19 protein-coding genes are annotated in these 19527 nt (G+C 43.0%); 16 read left to right on the top strand and 3 right to left on the bottom strand.

The features are described from left to right. The first annotated feature begins 8 nt into the window (after nucleotides 1–8). The 4 genes from sufD to sufB all read left to right on the top strand — a co-directional run bounded on the left by sufD (nucleotide 9) and on the right by sufB (nucleotide 4735). The gene (sufD, locus tag PW252_RS09595) at nucleotides 9–1271 is read left to right on the top strand and encodes a Fe-S cluster assembly protein SufD (RefSeq protein ID WP_248049895.1); all 1263 of its coding nucleotides are present in this window, start codon (nucleotides 9–11) and stop codon (nucleotides 1269–1271) included. 3 nt (nucleotides 1272–1274) lie between these two features. Continuing rightward, entirely contained in the window at nucleotides 1275–2498 is a 1224-nt protein-coding gene (locus PW252_RS09590) for a cysteine desulfurase (protein WP_248049893.1), read from the top strand. Continuing rightward, a complete protein-coding gene (gene sufU, locus PW252_RS09585; protein WP_248049891.1) occupies nucleotides 2485–2925 on the top strand; it encodes a Fe-S cluster assembly sulfur transfer protein SufU in 441 nt (146 codons plus the stop codon). Before PW252_RS09590 ends, sufU begins: the two co-directional genes overlap by 14 nt. 394 nt (nucleotides 2926–3319) lie before the next feature. Continuing rightward, nucleotides 3320–4735 (top strand): Fe-S cluster assembly protein SufB, encoded by a 1416-nt coding sequence (sufB, locus tag PW252_RS09580; protein WP_002938151.1) that lies wholly within the window; start codon nucleotides 3320–3322, stop codon nucleotides 4733–4735. Nucleotides 4736–5175: 440 nt separating this feature from the next. On the opposite strand, the gene pbp3 is transcribed toward sufB, so the two are convergent. After that, entirely contained in the window at nucleotides 5176–6417 is a 1242-nt protein-coding gene (gene pbp3, locus PW252_RS09575; RefSeq protein ID WP_248049889.1) for a D-alanyl-D-alanine carboxypeptidase PBP3, read from the bottom strand. Nucleotides 6418–6627: 210 nt separating this feature from the next. On the opposite strand from pbp3, the gene PW252_RS09570 reads away from it, so the two are divergent. The 10 genes from PW252_RS09570 to PW252_RS09525 all read left to right on the top strand — a co-directional run bounded on the left by PW252_RS09570 (nucleotide 6628) and on the right by PW252_RS09525 (nucleotide 16904). Beyond that, entirely contained in the window at nucleotides 6628–8418 is a 1791-nt protein-coding gene (locus PW252_RS09570; RefSeq protein ID WP_172091247.1) for an oligopeptide ABC transporter substrate-binding protein, read from the top strand. A gap of 221 nt (nucleotides 8419–8639) precedes the next feature. Beyond that, on the top strand, nucleotides 8640–9638 hold the full coding sequence (locus PW252_RS09565; protein WP_248049885.1) for an ABC transporter ATP-binding protein: 999 nt from the start codon (nucleotides 8640–8642) through the stop codon (nucleotides 9636–9638). A gap of 3 nt (nucleotides 9639–9641) precedes the next feature. Further along, the gene (locus PW252_RS09560) at nucleotides 9642–10583 is read left to right on the top strand and encodes an ATP-binding cassette domain-containing protein (RefSeq protein WP_105118298.1); all 942 of its coding nucleotides are present in this window, start codon (nucleotides 9642–9644) and stop codon (nucleotides 10581–10583) included. Nucleotide 10584: 1 nt separating this feature from the next. Further along, nucleotides 10585–11541: an oligopeptide ABC transporter permease gene (gene opp4B / locus PW252_RS09555; RefSeq protein ID WP_105118297.1), complete on the top strand. Its 957-nt coding sequence runs from the start codon at nucleotides 10585–10587 to the stop codon at nucleotides 11539–11541. 13 nt (nucleotides 11542–11554) lie between these two features. Next, the gene (locus PW252_RS09550) at nucleotides 11555–12457 is read left to right on the top strand and encodes an ABC transporter permease (protein WP_105118296.1); all 903 of its coding nucleotides are present in this window, start codon (nucleotides 11555–11557) and stop codon (nucleotides 12455–12457) included. Between the two features lie 124 nt (nucleotides 12458–12581). After that, entirely contained in the window at nucleotides 12582–12947 is a 366-nt protein-coding gene (locus PW252_RS09545) for an Asp23/Gls24 family envelope stress response protein (protein WP_002939192.1), read from the top strand. Between the two features lie 2 nt (nucleotides 12948–12949). After that, nucleotides 12950–14614 carry a DAK2 domain-containing protein gene (locus PW252_RS09540; RefSeq protein WP_248049883.1) on the top strand — a complete coding sequence of 555 codons (1665 nt, stop codon included), beginning with the start codon at nucleotides 12950–12952 and terminating at the stop codon, nucleotides 14612–14614. A gap of 100 nt (nucleotides 14615–14714) precedes the next feature. Beyond that, complete coding sequence (gene tsaE / locus PW252_RS09535; protein WP_316716862.1) at nucleotides 14715–15155, top strand: tRNA (adenosine(37)-N6)-threonylcarbamoyltransferase complex ATPase subunit type 1 TsaE; 441 nt, start codon at nucleotides 14715–14717, stop codon at nucleotides 15153–15155. Then, nucleotides 15148–15672: a GNAT family N-acetyltransferase gene (locus PW252_RS09530; RefSeq protein ID WP_248049880.1), complete on the top strand. Its 525-nt coding sequence runs from the start codon at nucleotides 15148–15150 to the stop codon at nucleotides 15670–15672. The genes tsaE and PW252_RS09530 overlap by 8 nt, the downstream gene beginning before the upstream one ends. After that, the gene (locus tag PW252_RS09525) at nucleotides 15672–16904 is read left to right on the top strand and encodes an LCP family protein (protein ID WP_248049879.1); all 1233 of its coding nucleotides are present in this window, start codon (nucleotides 15672–15674) and stop codon (nucleotides 16902–16904) included. The genes PW252_RS09530 and PW252_RS09525 overlap by 1 nt, the downstream gene beginning before the upstream one ends. Before the next feature lie 43 nt (nucleotides 16905–16947). Here PW252_RS09525 and PW252_RS09520 read toward each other — a convergent pair whose 3' ends face one another. Together PW252_RS09520 and PW252_RS09515 are read right to left on the bottom strand one after the other, a co-directional pair. Next, complete coding sequence (locus PW252_RS09520) at nucleotides 16948–17241, bottom strand: chemotaxis protein (RefSeq protein WP_248033066.1); 294 nt, start codon at nucleotides 17239–17241, stop codon at nucleotides 16948–16950. Nucleotide 17242: 1 nt separating this feature from the next. After that, nucleotides 17243–17656, bottom strand: coding sequence for an HIT family protein (locus PW252_RS09515; protein WP_248049878.1), 414 nt, complete (start codon nucleotides 17654–17656; stop codon nucleotides 17243–17245). 61 nt (nucleotides 17657–17717) lie between these two features. Here PW252_RS09515 and PW252_RS09510 point away from each other — a divergent pair, with 61 nt between their 5' ends. Together PW252_RS09510 and PW252_RS09505 are read left to right on the top strand one after the other, a co-directional pair. Continuing rightward, on the top strand, nucleotides 17718–18452 hold the full coding sequence (locus tag PW252_RS09510; RefSeq protein WP_248049877.1) for an ABC transporter ATP-binding protein: 735 nt from the start codon (nucleotides 17718–17720) through the stop codon (nucleotides 18450–18452). Next, nucleotides 18449–19486 (top strand): ABC transporter permease, encoded by a 1038-nt coding sequence (locus tag PW252_RS09505; protein WP_248049876.1) that lies wholly within the window; start codon nucleotides 18449–18451, stop codon nucleotides 19484–19486. Before PW252_RS09510 ends, PW252_RS09505 begins: the two co-directional genes overlap by 4 nt. The last annotated feature ends 41 nt before the right edge of the window (nucleotides 19487–19527 follow it).

The following is a 19527-nucleotide window of genomic DNA, read 5'->3' as shown; positions in this document are numbered from 1 at the left end:
AGGAAGTTATGACCAAAGAAAAGATTCAAGAATTTTCAGCCTTGCAGGCAGAGCCAACTTGGTTGACAGACCTGCGTCTTAAGGCTTTTGACAAAATAGCAGAGCTGGACTTGCCGGTTATTGAGCGTGTCAAATTTCACCGTTGGAACCTTGGTGACGGAAGCCTAGCCACAAATGATGAAATCGGAGCCGTTCCAGATTTTACAGCTATCGGTGACAATCCTATGTTGGTCCAGATTGGCAGCCAAACTGTTTTAGAACAACTGCCCGCTGACCTAGTAGAAAAAGGTGTAGTCTTTACAGACTTCGCCTCAGCTATGGATGTCATTCCTGATGTTATCGAGAAATATCTTGGATTAGCTGTAGCCTATGATGAGCACAAATTGGCAGCCTACAACACAGCCTTTTTCAACGCAACCGCGGTTCTCTATGTTCCTGACAACGTTGAAATTGACCAGCCAGTTGAGGCCCTTTTCTACCAAGATAGCACTAGCCCGATTGCCTTTAACAAACGTGTTCTCATCATCGCTGGCAAAAATGCTAAGTTTAATTACCTAGAACGTTTTGAAAGTCTAGGTGATGGAGCAGTAGCGACTTCAGCCAATATTGTTGTAGAAGTAATTGCCCTCGCTGGTAGCCAAATCAAGTTTGCGGCCATTGACCGCCTTGGCAAGCATCTGGATACCTACCTCAACCGTCGCGGCTATCTCGGAAACGATGCAACGATTGACTGGGCGATTGGTCTGCTTAACGAAGGAAATGTGGTTGCCGATTTGGACAGCGAATTAAAAGGAAATGGTAGCCATGCCAACCTCAAAGTTGTCGGTCTGTCATCAGGTCGTCAGGTCCAAGGTGTGGATACGCGCGTGACCAACTACGGTCATAATTCGGTCGGTCACATCCTGCAACATGGGGTTATCTTAGAAAGTGGAACCTTGACCTTCAATGGCATCGGACACATTGTCCGCGGTGCCAAGGGTGCAGATGCCCAGCAGGAAAGCCGTGTTCTCATGCTATCCGATAAGGCACGTTCGGATGCCAACCCAATCCTTCTCATCGATGAGAACGAAGTCACAGCTGGACACGCAGCCTCTATCGGTCAGGTGGATCCAGAAGACATGTACTACCTTATGAGTCGTGGCCTGGACCGAGCAACAGCTGAACGATTGGTCATTCGTGGCTTCCTTGGTGCCGTCATCACAGAAATCCCTGTCAAGGAAGTCCGTGATGAGTTGATTGCCGTCATTGAAGAAAAACTAACAAAGAGATAAGATATGGATTTGGAACGCATTCGCAAGGATTTTTCAATCCTAGACCAAGTTGTTAACGATGAGCCGCTGGTCTATTTGGACAATGCGGCGACCACTCAAAAACCGCAGCAGGTACTAGATGTGTTGGCAGATTATTACCAGAAGGACAATGCCAATGTCCACCGTGGCGTTCACACCCTTTCGGAACGGGCAACAGCTCGCTACGAGGCGGCTCGGCAGAAGGTGGCTGATTTTATCCAGGCCAAGTCTAGCAAGGAAATCCTCTTCACCAGAGGAACGACCACTGGTCTTAACTGGGTAGCTCAGTTTGCCAGAGAAATTCTCCAGCCAGACCAGGAAGTGATTATCTCGGTCCAAGAGCACCACTCCAATATCATCCCTTGGCAGCAAGCCTGTCAGCAAACAGGTGCCAAGCTCCGCTATGTGCCTCTAAAAGACGGCGAGTTGGATGTGGACCACCTGCGATCGCTACTATCTTCCAAGACCAAGTTCGTCTCTCTGGCTCATGTGTCCAATGTCCTAGGTAGTGTGGCTCCTATTTGGGAAATAGCAGAGCTGGTCCATCAAGTCGGTGCCTACTTGGTGGTGGACGGAGCCCAGTCAGTACCCCACATGGCTGTCAACGTACAAGAATTAGACGTGGACTTCTATGCCTTTTCAGGCCATAAAATGTTAGGACCGACAGGAATTGGTGTACTCTACGGCAAGGAAGAATTACTCAATCGCATGTCGCCGGTCGAATTCGGCGGTGAGATGATTGACTTTGTTTATGAGCAATCAGCCACTTGGAAAGAATTGCCTTGGAAGTTTGAAGCAGGAACGCCCAATATTGCAGGTGCCATTGGGCTGGGAGCAGCCATAGATTACCTGACCGAAATTGGTATGGACACTATCCAGGCCCACGAGGCAGAACTGGTTGACTATGTCTTTCCAAAATTGCAGGCTATTCCAGGCTTGACCATTTATGGCAGTCAGGACCTGTCCAAGCGGACGGGAGTTATTGCCTTTAACTTGGACGACTTGCATCCGCACGATGTGGCAACTGCTCTGGACTATGAAGGGGTTGCTGTGCGGGCTGGCCACCATTGTGCCCAACCGCTTCTCAGGTACTTGCAGGTGCCAGCCACTGTGCGAGCAAGTTTTTACATCTATAATACCAAGGCTGACTGTGATAAGTTGGTTGAAGCAATCATCAAGACAAAGGAGTTTTTCAATGGCCCTATCTAGATTAGATTCTCTTTATATGGCAGTTGTGTCTGAACACTCCAAGTCGCCTCGTCACCGCGGGAGCTTGGACGGAGTGGAAAAGTTAGAACTCCACAACCCAACCTGCGGCGATGTGATTGAACTGTCAGTCAAGATTGAAAAAGATGTGATTACCGATATTGCTTTTGACGGAGTTGGGTGCACTATTTCAACCGCATCGGCATCCATGATGACTGAAGCAGTGCTTGGCAAAGAAATCAGTCAGATTCAAGAACTAGCAGAAATCTTCTCACAAATGGTCCAAGGCCAAGAAGACACACGCCAGAAGGAACTAGGGGACGCCTCTCTTCTCGCAGGTGTTGCCAAATTCCCCCAACGCATCAAATGTGCCACATTACCGTGGAATGCCATTAAGAAAGCAATCGAACGAAGTGAAAGTGCTGAATGAAGGGCAACTGCGACATGAGCGATTTTGGTCGATAATACCAAAATCAGCGAATTAGCTCCAAAGGTTTGGGAAACCTTTGGAGGTTGGAAATGAAGCGAACGAAGTTCGTGTCATTGGTAGAAATTGATTTCGTTTTGCGAAATACGAATATCAAGTCCCAACCAAGTTTAGTGTCTTGAAGAAAGCACTGGAACGCAGTGAGAGTGCTGACTGAAAACCAAAAAAATAACAAAAACGAAAATCATACAGAAAGGATTGTTCAGTTTCTGATTGGAATTGAAATTGAACTCGCCCTAAAAGCTTTTGAAAAAAGATAAATCTCCTCGTGTGTTTGCACACGAAATCGATTCTCTATTTTTCATTTGCTTTCATAACGGGCTTAGTATCTTATATTATGTCAGAAGAAAGAATTGAACCAACCCCGATTGATCTTGGGGAATACAAATTTGGATTCCATGATGAAAACGTGGAACTGGTGGCTTCGACTGGTAAGGGGTTGAACGAAGAAGTTATTCGTGAAATGTCCCGTATCAAAGGCGAGCCTGAATGGATGTTGGAATTCCGTTTGAAATCCTATGAAACCTTCAAGAAAATGCCGATGCAGACTTGGGGAGCCGACCTATCCGAACTAGATTTTGATGATATCGTTTACTATCAAAAACCGTCGGATAAGCCAGCACGTAGCTGGGATGATGTCCCAGACAAAATCAAGGAAACCTTTGAACGCATCGGTATTCCAGAAGCTGAGCGTGCTTACCTGGCAGGTGCTTCTGCCCAGTATGAATCAGAAGTGGTTTACCACAACATGAAGGAAGAGTACGACAAGCACGGCATTATCTTTACAGATACAGATACAGCGCTTAAGGAACACCCTGAACTTTTCAAAAAATACTTTGGAAAACTCGTTCCACCGTCAGACAATAAACTAGCCGCCCTCAACTCAGCGGTTTGGTCAGGCGGGACCTTCATCTATGTACCAAAAGGGGTTAAGTTAGATATTCCACTCCAAACCTACTTCCGTATTAACAATGAAGGAACAGGTCAGTTTGAACGTACCCTCATCATCGTAGATGAAGGTGCAAGCGTTCACTACGTGGAAGGCTGTACCGCTCCGACTTACTCAACGGCCAGCCTCCACGCTGCCATTGTGGAAATCATTGCCCATGAAGGTGCCTATATGCGGTACACGACCATTCAAAACTGGTCTGACAACGTTTATAACTTGGTAACCAAGCGGGCTCGTGCCGAGAAAAATGCCACAGTCGAGTGGATTGACGGAAACCTGGGTGCTAAGACGACCATGAAATACCCTGCGGTTTACTTGGAAGGCGAAGGAGCCCGCGGAACTATGTTGTCAATAGCTTTTGCCAATAAAGGACAAGTCCAAGATACCGGTGCTAAGATGATTCACAATGCACCACGCACTTCATCCTCTATCGTATCCAAATCCATTGCTCGTGGCGGTGGAGAAGTCAACTACCGTGGACAAGTAACTTTTGCTAAAAACTCAGCCAAGTCAATCAGCCACATCGAGTGTGACACCATTATTATGGATGATATTTCCAAGTCAGACACCATTCCATTTAATGAAATCCACAACTCACAAGTGGCCCTCGAACACGAAGCCAAAGTATCAAAAATCTCAGAAGAACAGCTCTACTATCTTATGAGCCGTGGCCTATCTGAATCCGAAGCCACAGAAATGATTGTCATGGGCTTTGTCGAACCATTCACAAAAGAACTCCCAATGGAATACGCAGTCGAACTCAACAGACTGATTGCCTATGAGATGGAGGGGAGCGTGGGTTAAGGTAACAATTAGGGGAATTGTTACCTTCCACGCTCGTCGTTTTCTGTAAGAAAACGATATGTAGCTAGGAGTTTCGTAGAAACTCTCTCCAACCGAGGTGGGAGATGAGGAGTAGCGAATGCTACTCTACATTGCAATGCCAACGCTCGTTGGAAATTGAGAGCGACGGCAGTCGCTCTTCTTTGTAATCTTATAAACATCCTATTCCTTCCACGCTCGTCGTTTTCTGTAAGAAAACGATATGTAGTGAGGAGTTCCGCAGGAGCTCTCACCAACCGAGGTGGGAGATGAGGAGCGATGGCAGTCGCTCTACTATGTAAATTTAGCAAACTAGTCTGGGAGATTAGATTACCTCACTGATGTTGCTCCCTGCAGGAACTTTACAAGCCTATAACATAAAAATACTATGCCGAGTGCTTATCCGGCATAGTATTTTTGTATTATAATTTCTCGTTCACATATCGGACAAAGTTATTCCACCATGAAACTGGCCAAGGGGCTTTCTTTATATCATTTGGGAGGACCATTTCTACACTGGCTTGCTCTCCAATATAACCTTTCCCAATCAAGTCTTGGTCTTTTAATTGTAGTTTTCCAACAACGCTACCAGCAGTCAATGGTGCATCGATTTCATTTGTAGTAGGGATAAAGTTTGCAGACGCAGTCAATTCTGTCTGATTGCGCTGAACGATGTATAGGTCTGCAGCAGCAACGACGGGACTGGTTTCCTTTTCTCCGTTAAAGACCTTAATTTTACTATTGTTGTAGGCTTTTCCTTTTTCGGCAATTGCAACCCGTGAAAAATTGGCATAGACATAGTTCATCAAATCATTGGTTGCGACAAATCGATTTTCAGGCATGGCTAGACCTTCAGTAGCATTGAGAACTACTGTAATAATACGCATACCTGCTTGTTGGGTTGTTGCCAGGAAACCTGAACCAGCCGAGTTGGATGTACCTGTCTTTAGCCCATCTACTCCACCGCGAGCATGGGTTCCCTCGCTCAGCATTTGGTTGGTACTGTAGTAGGTGTAGCCTCCAAAATCATAGGCATTGAGCGAGGTGATTTCGAGGACTTGGGGATAGTCAAGAATGAGTCGCCGTGCAATGATAGCCATGTCAAGGGCTGAAAACATATTGGCATCTTCGGAGCTAGAACCGGGATAGATATTCCCTCCTAAATCAGCATTATCCAATCCAGAAACGTTAACGATTTTAGCATCTGTAATGCCCCATTCCTGAACTTTTGCCTTCATTCGATCTACAAAAGCGGCTTCGCTACCCGCTATTTTTTCAGCCAGAGCAATGATGGCGCTGTTGGATGAAGTGATGAGAGAGGCATTCAATAGATCACGGACAGAATAAGTGCGCTCATCCAAATTGACATTGCTGAGTTCAGTATTGGCTGTTAAACCATAGGCATAGTCAGAAATATCCACCATGGTATGCAAATTGATTTCTCCCTTGTCCATGGCTTCATAAACCATATAAACACTTAAGAGCTTACTGATGGAAGCAACGCTAGCCTTGGTTTCGGCATCTTGTTGAAAAAGAATTTTTCCTGATTCAACCTCAACGGCGATAGCGTGTTTGGCTGCTACCGAAAAATCTTCCGCTAGGACAGAGGGACTTCCGATAAGCAAACCAAAGATGGCGAATAGTAGTAGTATAAACTTACGCATAAACATTCCTTTATCTGATATTTCTTCCATTATATCACATGGATTGTAAGAAAAATAAGGAAAAAACATGAAAAATGATAGAAAATAATGAAAATTTATGTTTTTACAAAATTTTCTGACAAAAAGACTTTATTTAAGAAAAATTTATGATATAATGAATTTTATAAGGCATACAATTATGTGTCAAACAAAAGAAAACAGAGGTGTTTTATGAAAAAGACAACAAAACTCTTTGCACTTGCAGGTGTAACGCTTCTCTCTGCATCTGTACTTGCTGCTTGTGGCTCTAAATCATCAAGCTCAACAGAACAAAACTTGTCATTCCCTTCAGAAGTGAAACAAGATGGAACTGCTGTAGCTGATGCACAGTTGAAATACGCTTGGGTATCACCAACAACTTCTTCAGGTCTTTTGATCGATGAATTGACTGAGAATACAACAGACTCAACTTTTGGTGGTATGGTCGATATCTCAATGTTCGGTTATGATGGAAATCGTAAATTGGACGATTCAGGTCTTGCTAAGGCTGAATTTGATATCGAAAACAAAAAAATCACTGTTAGCTTGACAGGTAAAGACTACAAGTGGTCTGATGGTCAGCCATTCACAATCAATGATTACATCTTCACAATCAAGTCATTGGCAAGCAAAGACTACACAGGTGTGCGTTTTGATGATAAATTCTTGAACATCGTTGGTATGGAAGAATTTGTGGCTGGAACAGCATCTGATATTTCTGGTATCAAGAAAGTTGACGACTACACAGTAGAATTGACTGTGAAAGAAATGTCACCTTCTATGATGTATGCTGGTGGTGATGTACCTGCCTATATCCAGCCAGAACACATCTATAAAGATATTCCTGTGGCTGATTGGGAAAAGAGCGAGTACTCACGTACTGCTAAACTTGTAGGTATGGGTCCATGGAAGATTAAAGAAATCGTTAACGGTGAGTCTATCACTTACGTTCCAAACGAACACTTCTTCAAGGGAACAACTCCAAAAACAAGCTCATTGAAGATCGATATCGTATCACCTGATACTATCGTTTCTGAGATGAAAGCTGGTAACTACGATATCGCAGATATGCCGGTTGACCAATTGGACTCATACAAAGACTTGTCTAACTTGAACATCGTTGGTTCACTTAACTCAGCTTACGAATATATTTCATTCAACCTTGGTAAATTTGATGAAGCAGCGGGCAAAAACATTATGAACGAAAACGCTAAGATGAACGATGTGAAACTTCGTCAAGCGATTGCCTATGCAATTGATACCAAGACAGCTGGTGAGAAATTGTACAACGGTTTGTACCACCCAGCAAAATCATTGATTATCTCATTCTTTGGCGATCTTCATGATTCTGAATTAGCAGGTTATACATACGATCCAGAAAAAGCTAAAAAACTCTTGGATGAAGCTGGCTACAAAGATACAAACGGCGACGGTATCCGTGAAGGCAAAGACGGTAAAGAATTCAAGATCACTTTCGCAGCTCGTAAACGTACAGAAGCTAACGAAGCCCTTGTACAACAATACATCGCTTGGTGGAAAGAAGTTGGCTTGAATGTTGAATTGTACACAGGTCGTACTGTTGAAGTAAATACATTCTACGATGCAGTTCAAGCAAATGACCCTGCAATTGATATGTATGCTGGTGGATGGTCAACAGGTTTCGATCCAAACCCTAACGGACTTTGGGGAGAAGTTGCTCCATTCAACATGTCACGTTTCGTATCTGAAGAAAACACTAAATTGTTGGATGCAATCGGCTCAGTTGAATCATTTGATGAGAAGAAAAACCTTGAAAGCTACAAGGCATGGCAAAAATATGCTGCTGAACAAGCATTTGCTATCCCAACATTTGAATCTGAAGAAATTACAGCACTTAACAAACGTGTGAAGAACTACGATTCTAACTACGGTTCAGCTTCAGGCAAAGGTATTGCGCTTGAAAATATCGAATTGACAGCTGACAAAGGTGTAGCAGCAGAATAATTCTATTTAATTTGAATAGTGTCTGAAAAAGCCAACTTGCTTGGCTTTTTTCAGATGGCTATTGGAATTTTCAGATAATTATGGTATAGTAGAACCAGTACACAAAAAAATGCTGCATGCATGTTTATTTAGAATTAGCTGATTGAAAATGTGATGATGTTGATATTAGAGAGTTTCACTTGATTGACTCCAATTAGCTAATAGACAAAGGAGGACGAAGCGTGGCTACTGAAAAACCGCTTTTAGATATTAAAGATTTACACGTCGGATTCCGTATTGCTGATGATTATTTTGATGCTGTTGATGGCGTTGATATTTCATTGCAGAAGAATGAGATTCTTGCAATCGTTGGAGAATCAGGATGTGGTAAATCAACTTTGGCAACGACCATTATGGGCTTGCACAATCCATTAAATACAAAAATCACAGGAAGCATCCAGTACAACGATATGGAGTTGATTGGGATGGATGAAGCCAAGTACAATACTGTACGTGGAAATGATATTGGGATGATTTTCCAAGACCCATTGGCTTCTTTGAATCCCTTGATGACGATAGGTGCGCAGATTGATGAAGCTCTCTTCTATCATACTGATTTAGATGCAGCGGCTCGTACGGAGCGTGTATTGGAACTCCTTGCCCAAGTTGGTATTCCAAATCCTAAGCGGACTTTTAAACAGTATCCACATGAATTGTCAGGTGGTATGCGTCAGCGTATTATTATTGCCATGGCCCTTTCTTGTAAGCCACCAATTATTATTGCCGATGAGCCTACAACAGCCTTGGATGTGACCATTCAGGCGCAGATTTTGGATCTCTTGAATGATATTCAGGCGGAAACGGGTTCTGGTATTATCTTGATTACCCACGACTTGGGTGTGGTGGCAGAAACGGCTGACCGTGTAGCCGTTATGTATGGTGGTCAGTTTGTTGAGGTGGCTCCTGTTGAGGAACTCTTTACCAATCCAAAACATCCCTATACACGTTCGCTCTTGAAGTCAAATCCGCAATCAGGTGGCGAAGGTGGGGATCTTCACGTTATCGAAGGTATCGTACCACCGATTACCAAAATGTTGCGTCAAGGTTGCCGTTTTGCACCACGTATTCCTTGGATTGAAGCAAGTGCTCACGAGGAAAATCCAGGTATGCACGAAGTAGGACCAAATCACTTTGTGCGTTGTACTTGTCACGAAACATTCTATTTTGAAGAGGAGGCCTAAATAGTGGGATTTATTGAAGTAAAAGATTTAAAAGTCCATTATCCAATTCGAAGTGGCTTCTTTAACCGTGTCACAGACCATGTTTATGCCGTGGATGGTGTCAATCTCGAGTTTGAAGAGGGAAAAACCTATGGTTTGGTAGGCGAGTCAGGTTCTGGTAAGTCAACAATTGGTAAGGCAATTATTGGTTTGGAGCGGGCTACATCTGGTCAAATCATCTATGAGGGTCAGGATGTGACCAACAAATCACGCAGTAAAAAAGGTAACTTTAATCGTGATGTCCAAATGATTTTCCAAGATTCGCTTTCTAGTTTCAACCCTAAAAAACGTATTTTAGACATTATTGCTGAGCCTATTCGTAACTTTGACCGTCTTTCTCCAGATGAGGAGAAGAAAAAAGTCCTTCAACTTTTGGATACCATCGGTCTCAACGAAGAAGCCTTGATCAAGTATCCACATGAATTTTCAGGTGGTCAGCGTCAACGTATCGGCGTTGCCCGTGCCCTAGCAAGTAATCCGCGTCTGATTATTGCTGATGAGCCTGTTTCTGCCTTGGACTTGTCTGTTCAAGCTCAGGTTTTGAACTATATGAAACGTATCCAAGATGAGTTTAAACTCAGCTACCTCTTTATTTCTCATGATCTTGGTGTTGTGCAACATATGTGTGACGAATTGTTTATCATGTACCGTGGTCGCTTCGTAGAAACGGGTAACAAGCAGGACATCTATAACAATCCACAGCATATCTATACCAAACGTCTTTTGTCAGCTATTCCATCGATTGATCCAGTTAATCGTTTGAAGAACAAGGAAAAACGCTTGGTTGCTGAAAAAGAGTATCAAGAAAAACAAGGTCAATACTATGATGAAAAGGGTCGAGTTTACGATTTACAAACCTTCTCAGCAACTCATCAGGTAGCCCTTCCAAAAGGAGGTCAGAACTAAGATGTGGAAAACAGTTTTACGTCGTTTGCTCATGATGATTCCTCAAATTATCATTTTGAGTGTCATCGCTTTCTTCGTGGCTAAGATGATGCCGGGGGATCCCTTTACAGGTATGATTGATCCCAATATCGATCCAGCCATTATCGAACAAAAACGGATTGCAGCAGGGTACTATGACCCAATTCATATTCAATACTTCCGCTGGGTTGGTAATCTCTTGCAGGGTGATTTTGGTCAGAGTTTTCTCTTTAAGCAACCTGTTTTGGATGTTATCATGCAACGCTTGAACAACACTATTTGGTTGTCGCTCTTGACCATGATTTTGACCTATGCCATCGCTCTTCCTTTGGGGATGATTGCTGGTCGCTACCAAAACTCCCTAGCTGATAAGGTGATTGGGGTTTATAACTTCCTGACCTTCTCAACACCAACCTTCGTTTTTGCCATTCTTATGTTGTGGTTGTTTGGTTTTAGCTTGGGCTGGTTCCCAACTCGTGGTTCAATCGGGGGTGGCGTTGAAGGTTTTGCGGCAGTACTCAGCCGTCTTCATCATATGATTTTACCGGCGATTACCATGGCTATCTTATCTACAACAGTAACCATCCAGTACCTCCGTACAGGGATTATCGATGCTAAGAGCCAAGATTATGTCCGTACGGCGCGTGCTAAGGGTGTTCCTGAGCGTGTGGTTTACAACCGTCATATCTTCCGTAACTCAATTTTGCCAATTGCATCCTTCTTGGGATATGAATTGACAGGTTTGATTGGTGGTTCTATTTTCATCGAAAATATTTTCACCTATCCAGGTATTGGTCAGTTGTTCTATAACTCGATTTCTAGTCGTGATTATAGTGTTATCTTGGCCCTCTTGTTGATATTTGGTATGGGAACTCTCTTGGGAACCTTGATTTCAGATATTATCATGAGTATTGTAGATCCACGTATCCGTGTGAAATAGAAGGAGGAGTAAGGTGAGTAAAGAAAATAAAAAACAAGTACAATCAGCTTCAACTCCTCCAGGTGGTTTTCGCGTCATCGCGCGGGAGTTTTTGAAGGATAGATTAGCTTTAGCTTCCTTGGTCATTTTGGTGACAGTTCTTTTGACTGTGTTCATCGGTGCCCTGGTCTTGGATCAAGAGCAAGTGATGAAAGTCAATCTTTTGGGACGTTACTTGGAACCTGGAGTTGATGGTTATATCTTAGGAACGGATGAAGGTGGTAAAGATATCTTTGGTCAGTTGATTATTGGTGCTCGAAACTCCATTGTTATCGGTTTTACTATTACCATTATTACAAGTATTGTTGGTATCTCGGTCGGATTGATTTCAGGCTATTATGGAGGTCGTTTGGATGGTTTCTTGATGCGGATTGTAGACTTCATTATGATTCTACCTGTTACGATGCTCATTATCGTTTTCGTAACGGTTATCAAAAACTATACCATTTATCACTTTATCCTAATCATGAGTGCCTTCTATTGGACAGCTAAGGCCCGCCTTTTCCGTACAAGAACCTTATCAGAGGCGAGCTTGGATTATGTCAATGCATCGAAAACACTTGGAACAAGTGACTTTATGATCATGTTCCGTGAGATTTTGCCTAACTTGAGTTCTTTGATTATTGTCAACTTGACCCTCAACTTTGCAGGAAATATTGGTATCGAAACATCATTGACTTATCTAGGCTTCGGTCTTCCATCGACAGTTCCAAGTTTGGGTACCTTGATTTCAAATGCCCGTAATGCAGACATCTTGGAAAACAAGACTTGGATTTGGTTGCCAGCAGCTATCTTTATCCTTGTTATGATGCTTTGTATCAACTATGTCGGTCAAGCCTTCCAACGTGCTGCCGATGCAAAACAACGTTTGGGTTAACAAACATATAAGGGTTCCTTCGGGAACTCTTTTTCTCATCCTTTCAGCTGTTACAAGCTTGTCTTTTACAGAATACAGAAAATGTGGTAAAATGGAGTGATAAAACTATTTGAGGTAAGGAATTATGACTGTAAAAATCAATACAAAAGACGGCCAGATTGAATTAACTGATGACGTGATTGCCACAGTTGTCGGTGGTGCTACGACTGAGATTTTCGGTGTTGTTGGTATGGCTAGTAAGTCTGCGATTAAGGATAATTTTCAGGCCCTTTTACGCAAGGAAAATTACTCCAAAGGTGTTGTTATTAAGACCTTGGAAGATGGTCGCATTGCAGTCGATGTTTACACTGTTATGAGTTACGGTGTGAAAATCAGTGAAGTATCTCGCAATATCCAAGAACGTGTGAAATTCAACTTGGAAAATCAATTGGGTATCTCTGTTGATGCCGTTAATGTTTTTATCCAAAATATTAAAGTCGTAGGAGAATAATTGTGTCTAAAATTACAACAAGTTTATTTCAAGAAATGGTGCAGGCAGCATCTACTCGTCTGAATAAACAAGCCGAATATGTAAACTCATTAAACGTCTTTCCTGTTCCAGATGGCGACACGGGAACCAACATGGGCATGACCATCACCAATGGTGCCAAAGAAGTGGCAGACAAGCCTGCAAATACGGTTGGTGAAGTCGCTCAAATCTTGTCAAAAGGTTTACTTATGGGTGCTCGCGGAAACTCTGGTGTTATTACGTCACAATTGTTCCGTGGTTTCGGTCAGTCTGTTAAAGGCAAGGTTGAATTGGACGGTAAAGACTTGGCGCAGGCCTTCCAACATGGTGTAGAAGTGGCCTATAAGGCTGTAATGAAACCAGTTGAAGGTACCATTTTGACGGTTTCTCGTGGGGCAGCTACAGCAGCTCTTAAAAAAGCAGAAGAAACTGATGATGCGGTAGAAGTTATGCGCGCAACCCTTGAAGGTGCCAACCGTGCCCTCAAGAAAACACCTGAAATGTTGCCAGTCTTGAAAGAGGTTGGAGTTGTCGATTCAGGTGGTCAAGGTCTGGTTTATATCTACGAAGGTTTCTTGTCAGCTTTGACTGGTGAATACATTGCTTCTGAGGATTTTGAAGCAACTCCAGCTGTTATGACAGAAATGATCAATGCAGAGCACCACAAGTCTGTAGCCGGGCATGTAGCGACAGAAGACATTACCTTTGGATACTGTACAGAAATCATGGTGGCCCTTCGTCAAGGACCTACTTACGTTAAAGACTTTGATTATGAAGAATTCCGTAACTACCTCAACGACCTTGGGGATTCCCTCCTAGTTGTCAACGATGATGAAATTGTTAAGGTCCACGTCCATACAGAAGATCCAGGTTTGGTCATGCAGGCAGGCCTTCAATATGGTAGCTTGGTCAAGGTCAAAGTGGACAATATGCGTGAACAACATGAAGCCCAAGTTGAAAAAGAAGAAGCCTTCCAAAAACCAGCTGAACAAAAAGAATACGGCATTATCGCTGTTGCAGCAGGTGAGGGATTGACAGAAATCTTCAAATCACAAGGGGTTGACTATGTGATTTCAGGTGGTCAGACCATGAACCCATCAACAGAAGACTTTGTCAATGCTATTGAATTGGTCAACGCCCGCAATGTCATCTTGTTGCCAAACAACAAGAACATCTTGATGGCTGCTCAGACGGCTGCTGAGGTTGCTGAAGTGGCGGTTAAGGTTGTAGAAACCAAGACTCTACCACAAGGCTTCACTAGTTTGCTTGCCTTTGATCCAAGTCGTGATTTGGACAGCAACTTTGAGGCTATGACGGCATCTCTTACAGAGGTGAAAAGTGGTAGTGTAACAACTGCAGTCCGCGATACAACCATTGACGGTCTTGAAATCCATGAGAATGATAACCTTGGTATGGTTGATGGCAAGATTGTAGTGTCCAATCCAGATATGATGGAGACACTTGTTGCTACCTTTGAGAAAATGCTGGACGAAGATAGCGAAATCGTAACGATCTATATCGGTGAAGATGGAGATGAGGAATTGGCTCAGGCACTTGCAGACCAATTAGAAGAAAACTTTGAAGATGTCGAGGTTGAAATCCATCAAGGAAATCAACCGGTTTATCCATATCTTTTCAGCGTAGAATAAACAAAATCGCAGGCCTAGGCTTGCGATTTTTTCTGTAGATTTGTCTACAATTTCCAGTAGACCTATGACAAAGCCGAATGGCTATGGTATAATAACAAGTATGTATAGTCAAAATGAAAATGAATTGATTGCCATTGGCGAGCGAATTGGTAGGGCTTGTAAGGCCAATCAAGTGCTAGTCCTGTCGGGCGATTTAGGTGCAGGCAAGACCACTTTGACCAAGGGTTTGGCTAAGGGGTTGGATATTGACCAGATGATTAAAAGTCCGACTTATACCATTGTCCGTGAGTATGAAGGTCGAATGCCTCTCTATCACTTGGATGTCTATCGGATTGGTGACGATCCGGATTCTATTGATTTAGATGATTTTCTCTATGGTGGTGGTGTGACAGTTATCGAATGGGGAGAATTGTTGGATGCTAGTCTATTGGATGACTATTTGCTCGTTCGTATCGAGAAGGAAGAAGACGGTCGTCGCCTGACTTTTGAGGCTCATGGGGCTAAAAGTCAAGTATTGGCTGAGGAAATACAGAATGGCTGAAAAAGAAGTATATTTTAGCGAGGCTGAGCCAGCTGATGCGGTGGCCTTTATTGATTTTATGAACCAAGTGGCTAGAGAATCGGATTATCTGGTCATGGATGAATCAGGCTTTCGGTTTAGTCCTGAAGAGATGGAAAGGATTTTTGAAGCTGGCATTGAAAATCCTGGCGAACTTTGTTTGCTGGCAAAAGTTGGTTCGGAGGTTATCGGTGCCATCTCAGTCAAGTCTTCTAAGCAGTTTCGGATCAGCCATATCGGGAATATTTTCATTGCGATAAAAAAAGATTACTGGGGACATGGTTTGGGGGCCATTTTACTGGAAGAGGTCATCGAGTGGGCTCAGGAAATGGAGGTCCTCAAGCGTCTGGAATTAACTGTTCAGGTGCGCAATCAAGCGGCAGTCCACCTCTATCAGAAGATGGGCTTTGTGATTGAAGGGACCCAGGTGAGAGGGGCTAGAACAGATGAAGGGGAATGGCTTGACCTCTATTACATGGGCAGGCTAATTGGTGAATGATGACAATTGGAAAAAAAATAGTCTTAATGTCTTTGGCGATTATAGTTCTGACACTTGGAGCTGGATTTGCCTATGGGATTAGTTTATTAAACTTTTCGACAGATGCGATTTCAAAAACCTTTAGGCAGTTAGATGGCCAAGATGAAATCACTCCTATTGATGCGACGGAGCCCCTAACCATTCTCTTGATGGGGGTGGATATGGACCAGGCTACTCGTGGTGGCGTTTGGGAGGAAGGTCGAAGTGACTCCATGATTTTGGTGACGGTCAATCCCAAAACTAAGGAAACCACGATGATGAGTTTGACGCGTGATATCATGGTGGAGATTGCTGAAGCCAATGGGGAATCGACAGGAACGGTAGAAAAACTTAACCACTCCTATAGCTACGGGCAGGCTCCCATGGCTATTGCTACTATTGAAAAAATGATGGACATCAACATTGATCGTTACATTGAAATCAATATGGATGGTCTAGTCGAGCTAGTTGATGCAGTAGGTGGGATTGAAGTCAATAATACACTAGGTTTCCCGATTTCCATTTCAGAGTATGAACCCGCTTATACATCCATTGTACCAACTGGTAAACGTCTGGTAAATGGGGACCAGGCTCTGGTCTATGCTCGCATGCGCTATGATGATCCAGAAGGAGATATCGGTCGCCAACGCCGTCAGCGTGAGGTTATTACTGCTATTGTCAAGAAACTCTTGCAACTAGATGGCTTTACCCAGTATAAGAAGATTTTAACAGCTATTTCCAACAATATGCGGACCAATATTGAAATCAGCACAGCAACCATTCCAGAGTTGTTGGGCTATAAGGATTCGATCAAGAATTTGCATTCCTATCAATTGAGGGGTCTGGATGAGTTAGTTGAGGAGGTTTACTACCAGTTGCCTCCGACCCAGCATTTATTGGAAATGCAAAATGTCTTGAGAACTTCTATTGGTTTGGACGCTAAGACAGATCTTACAACCAATGTCAAGGTATATGAGGGACAGGTCGGTCTGCCTAGCACCATCGATGTGTATAATGCTTATACCGAACTTTTGGAGATTGAAGCAGATCCGTTGGCGGAAGCGGTTGATATTGAGGCTTTTACAGGGACATCTGCCAGCGATTTGCCAGAAGGGACTGCAAGTTCGTCAAACCTACCATCAAATTCTTCTGAACTAGAAGGAACTGAAACGACTGAAGTTGGAATAGAAACACAAACAGAAGAAGGACAATAAAAAATGAGGTTGGATTTCCAATCTCATTTTCTTTGTCCTAACTTTAGTCTTCTTTTTTATATTTTGCCATTACTTTTTGGATTTCTTCCAGATTTCCTGTAATACTTTGCTGATAGACGCGGCTTTTGTACTGTAAATCATTTGCTAGGCTTTCTAGTGGCTCTTTGAAACTTTGGATGATGGCAAGTTGTTCCTGGATATTGGCTTTGCTTGTTTCCATATCAGTCATAATTTGCTTGGTATCCTTGACTTCTTTTGCAATTTTTTCTCGGTTGGAGATGGCCAAATAGGTGGCACTAGCAGCAGATAGGGCTAAGAGGAGGTTGCGAAGTTTCATCTTATTCTCCTAGATAGACTTCTTGAGCCAAATTGGCTAGGGCAGGAAAATCAGGTTCATTGACCTTAAATTGAATATCCAGACCATCGTTCTGGTCAAAGCGTGGTAGGAGGTGGATATGGGTGTGAAAAACTGTTTGTCCAGCTGCTTCTTCATTGTTGTTGACAATATTTAAACCACTAGCGCCCAATTTTTCCTTCAGTTGACGGGCAATAGCTGGAACGGCAGTAAAGAGTTGTCCAGCGGCCTCCGCGTCCATATCTAAGACATTACGATAGTGTTTTTTTGGAATGACTAGGGTATGTCCCTTGGTGACCTGAGTAATGTCTAAAAAGGCAAGAACTTGGTCATCTTCATAGACCTTGGAAGCTGGGATTTCTCCAGCTACAATTTTACAAAAAATACAATCTGACATAATACGCCCTCTTTCTAGGATTTCTGTTATAATAATTATATCAAATTATAGGAATAAGTGTATGTTAGAAGTTAAAAATGTCACAGGGGGCTATGTCAATATCCCTGTTTTGAAAGATGTATCTTTTACGGTTAAAGATGGAGAACTGGTCGGTCTAATTGGTTTGAATGGTGCCGGGAAATCAACCACTATCAAGGAAATTATCGGTCTCTTAACTCCTTACCAAGGTCAAATTTTGATTGATGGCCAAGGTCTTTCTCAGGGAGCAGAAAGCTATCGGAAAAAGATTGGCTTTATCCCGGAAACACCTAGTTTATACGAGGAGTTGACGCTAAAAGAGCACTTGGAAGTGGTGGCAATGGCTTACGATTTGCCACGGGAAGCTGCTTGGGAGAGAATCGAGAGATTGCTGAAAATCTTCCGGTTGGACGAGAAGTTAGACTGGTATCCAGTCAATTTTTCAAAAGGAATGAAGCAGAAGGTCATGATTATCTGTGCTTTTATGGTGGAGCCAAGTTTATTGATTGTTGATGAGCCTTTTTTGGGCTTGGATCCAGTAGCTATTGCGGATTTGATTGCTCTCTTGGAGGAGGAAAAGGCAAGGGGAACTTCTATTCTCATGTCTACTCATGTCTTGGATTCGGCGGAAAAAATGTGTGATTCTTTTGTGATTTTGCACCAAGGACAGGTGCGAGCGACAGGGAATTTGGCGGACTTACAGACCCAATTTGGCATGGCAGGGGCTAGTTTGAATGATATTTACCTAGCCTTGACCCAAGAAGGAGCAGTTGGATGAAAGCATTGTTCCAAAAACGCAGACGTGATTTTCTAGAACGGTGTTCCAAGTACCTGCGCTATGTTCTGAATGACCATTTTGTCTTGGTTCTCATGGTCTTCTTGGGCTTCTTGAGTTTGCAGTATCGACAACTCTTGATAGCTTTTCCTGAAAATACCTGGCCCATTATTCTGATTGCTCTTGCTATCAGTTTCTTGCTCTTGTTTTCTGGCAGCATTGCCACCTATTTGGAGGAAGCAGATCAGGTATTTCTACTGACAAAAGAAAAGGAAGTCTTAGAAGAACTGGCTGTTGCAAGTCGACGTTCTTACCTGCTCTGGTCTGGACTACAGGTCTTAGTCCAGCTCCTGCTCTTGCCCATTTATCTGAAGTTGGGTTTGGCCGTTTGGATGGTGGTTGTTTATATAGTGGCCTTGCTTGTTGCCAAATATTTTCTAGTAAAATACCAGCTAGCAGGCTACCAGCAACAAGGTGTTTTGAACTGGTCTACAGCCATTCAGGATGAGCAGAAGAGAAAACAGACTATCCTGCGCTTCTTTGCTCTCTTTACAACCGTTAAAGGAATTAGTACGACCGTCAAGCCAAGAAAGTATCTCAATGGGATTTTACGTTTGCTTCATTCTCGCCAAACCTGGTTCTATCTCTACTTGAGAGCATTTTTACGGGCTGGGGATTATTTTGGTCTCAGTTTGCGCCTCTTCTTGCTCATCCTTTTGTCCTTGATAGCCATTGAAGAAGCTTGGCTCTCTCTTGGTCTGGTATTGGTCTTTCATTATCTGCTCCTCTTTCAACTTTTGGGGCTCTACAAGCACTATGATTACCAGTATTTGACCCAACTCTATCCCTTGGACAAAAAAGGTAAAATAAGAGATTTTCAGCGCTTGCTTCGGGTCATTTTATACGGGCTCTTGTTGGTGGAAATGCTGGTCGCTCTGCTATTTATCCAAGAAAAAATGCTGATTGTGATTCTCCCTATCGTCTGTCTTTTCTTACATGAAGTCTATTTACCTGCAAAATTGAAAAAAATTGATTGACTAAATAGATGAAAATTAGTAAAATAGTAAGGAATTTTTAA

The sequence above is a fragment of the Streptococcus sp. 29887 genome, from assembly GCF_032595075.1.
Classification (GTDB): domain Bacteria; phylum Bacillota; class Bacilli; order Lactobacillales; family Streptococcaceae; genus Streptococcus; species Streptococcus iners.
This window is presented reverse-complemented; position numbering and strand designations above follow the sequence as displayed.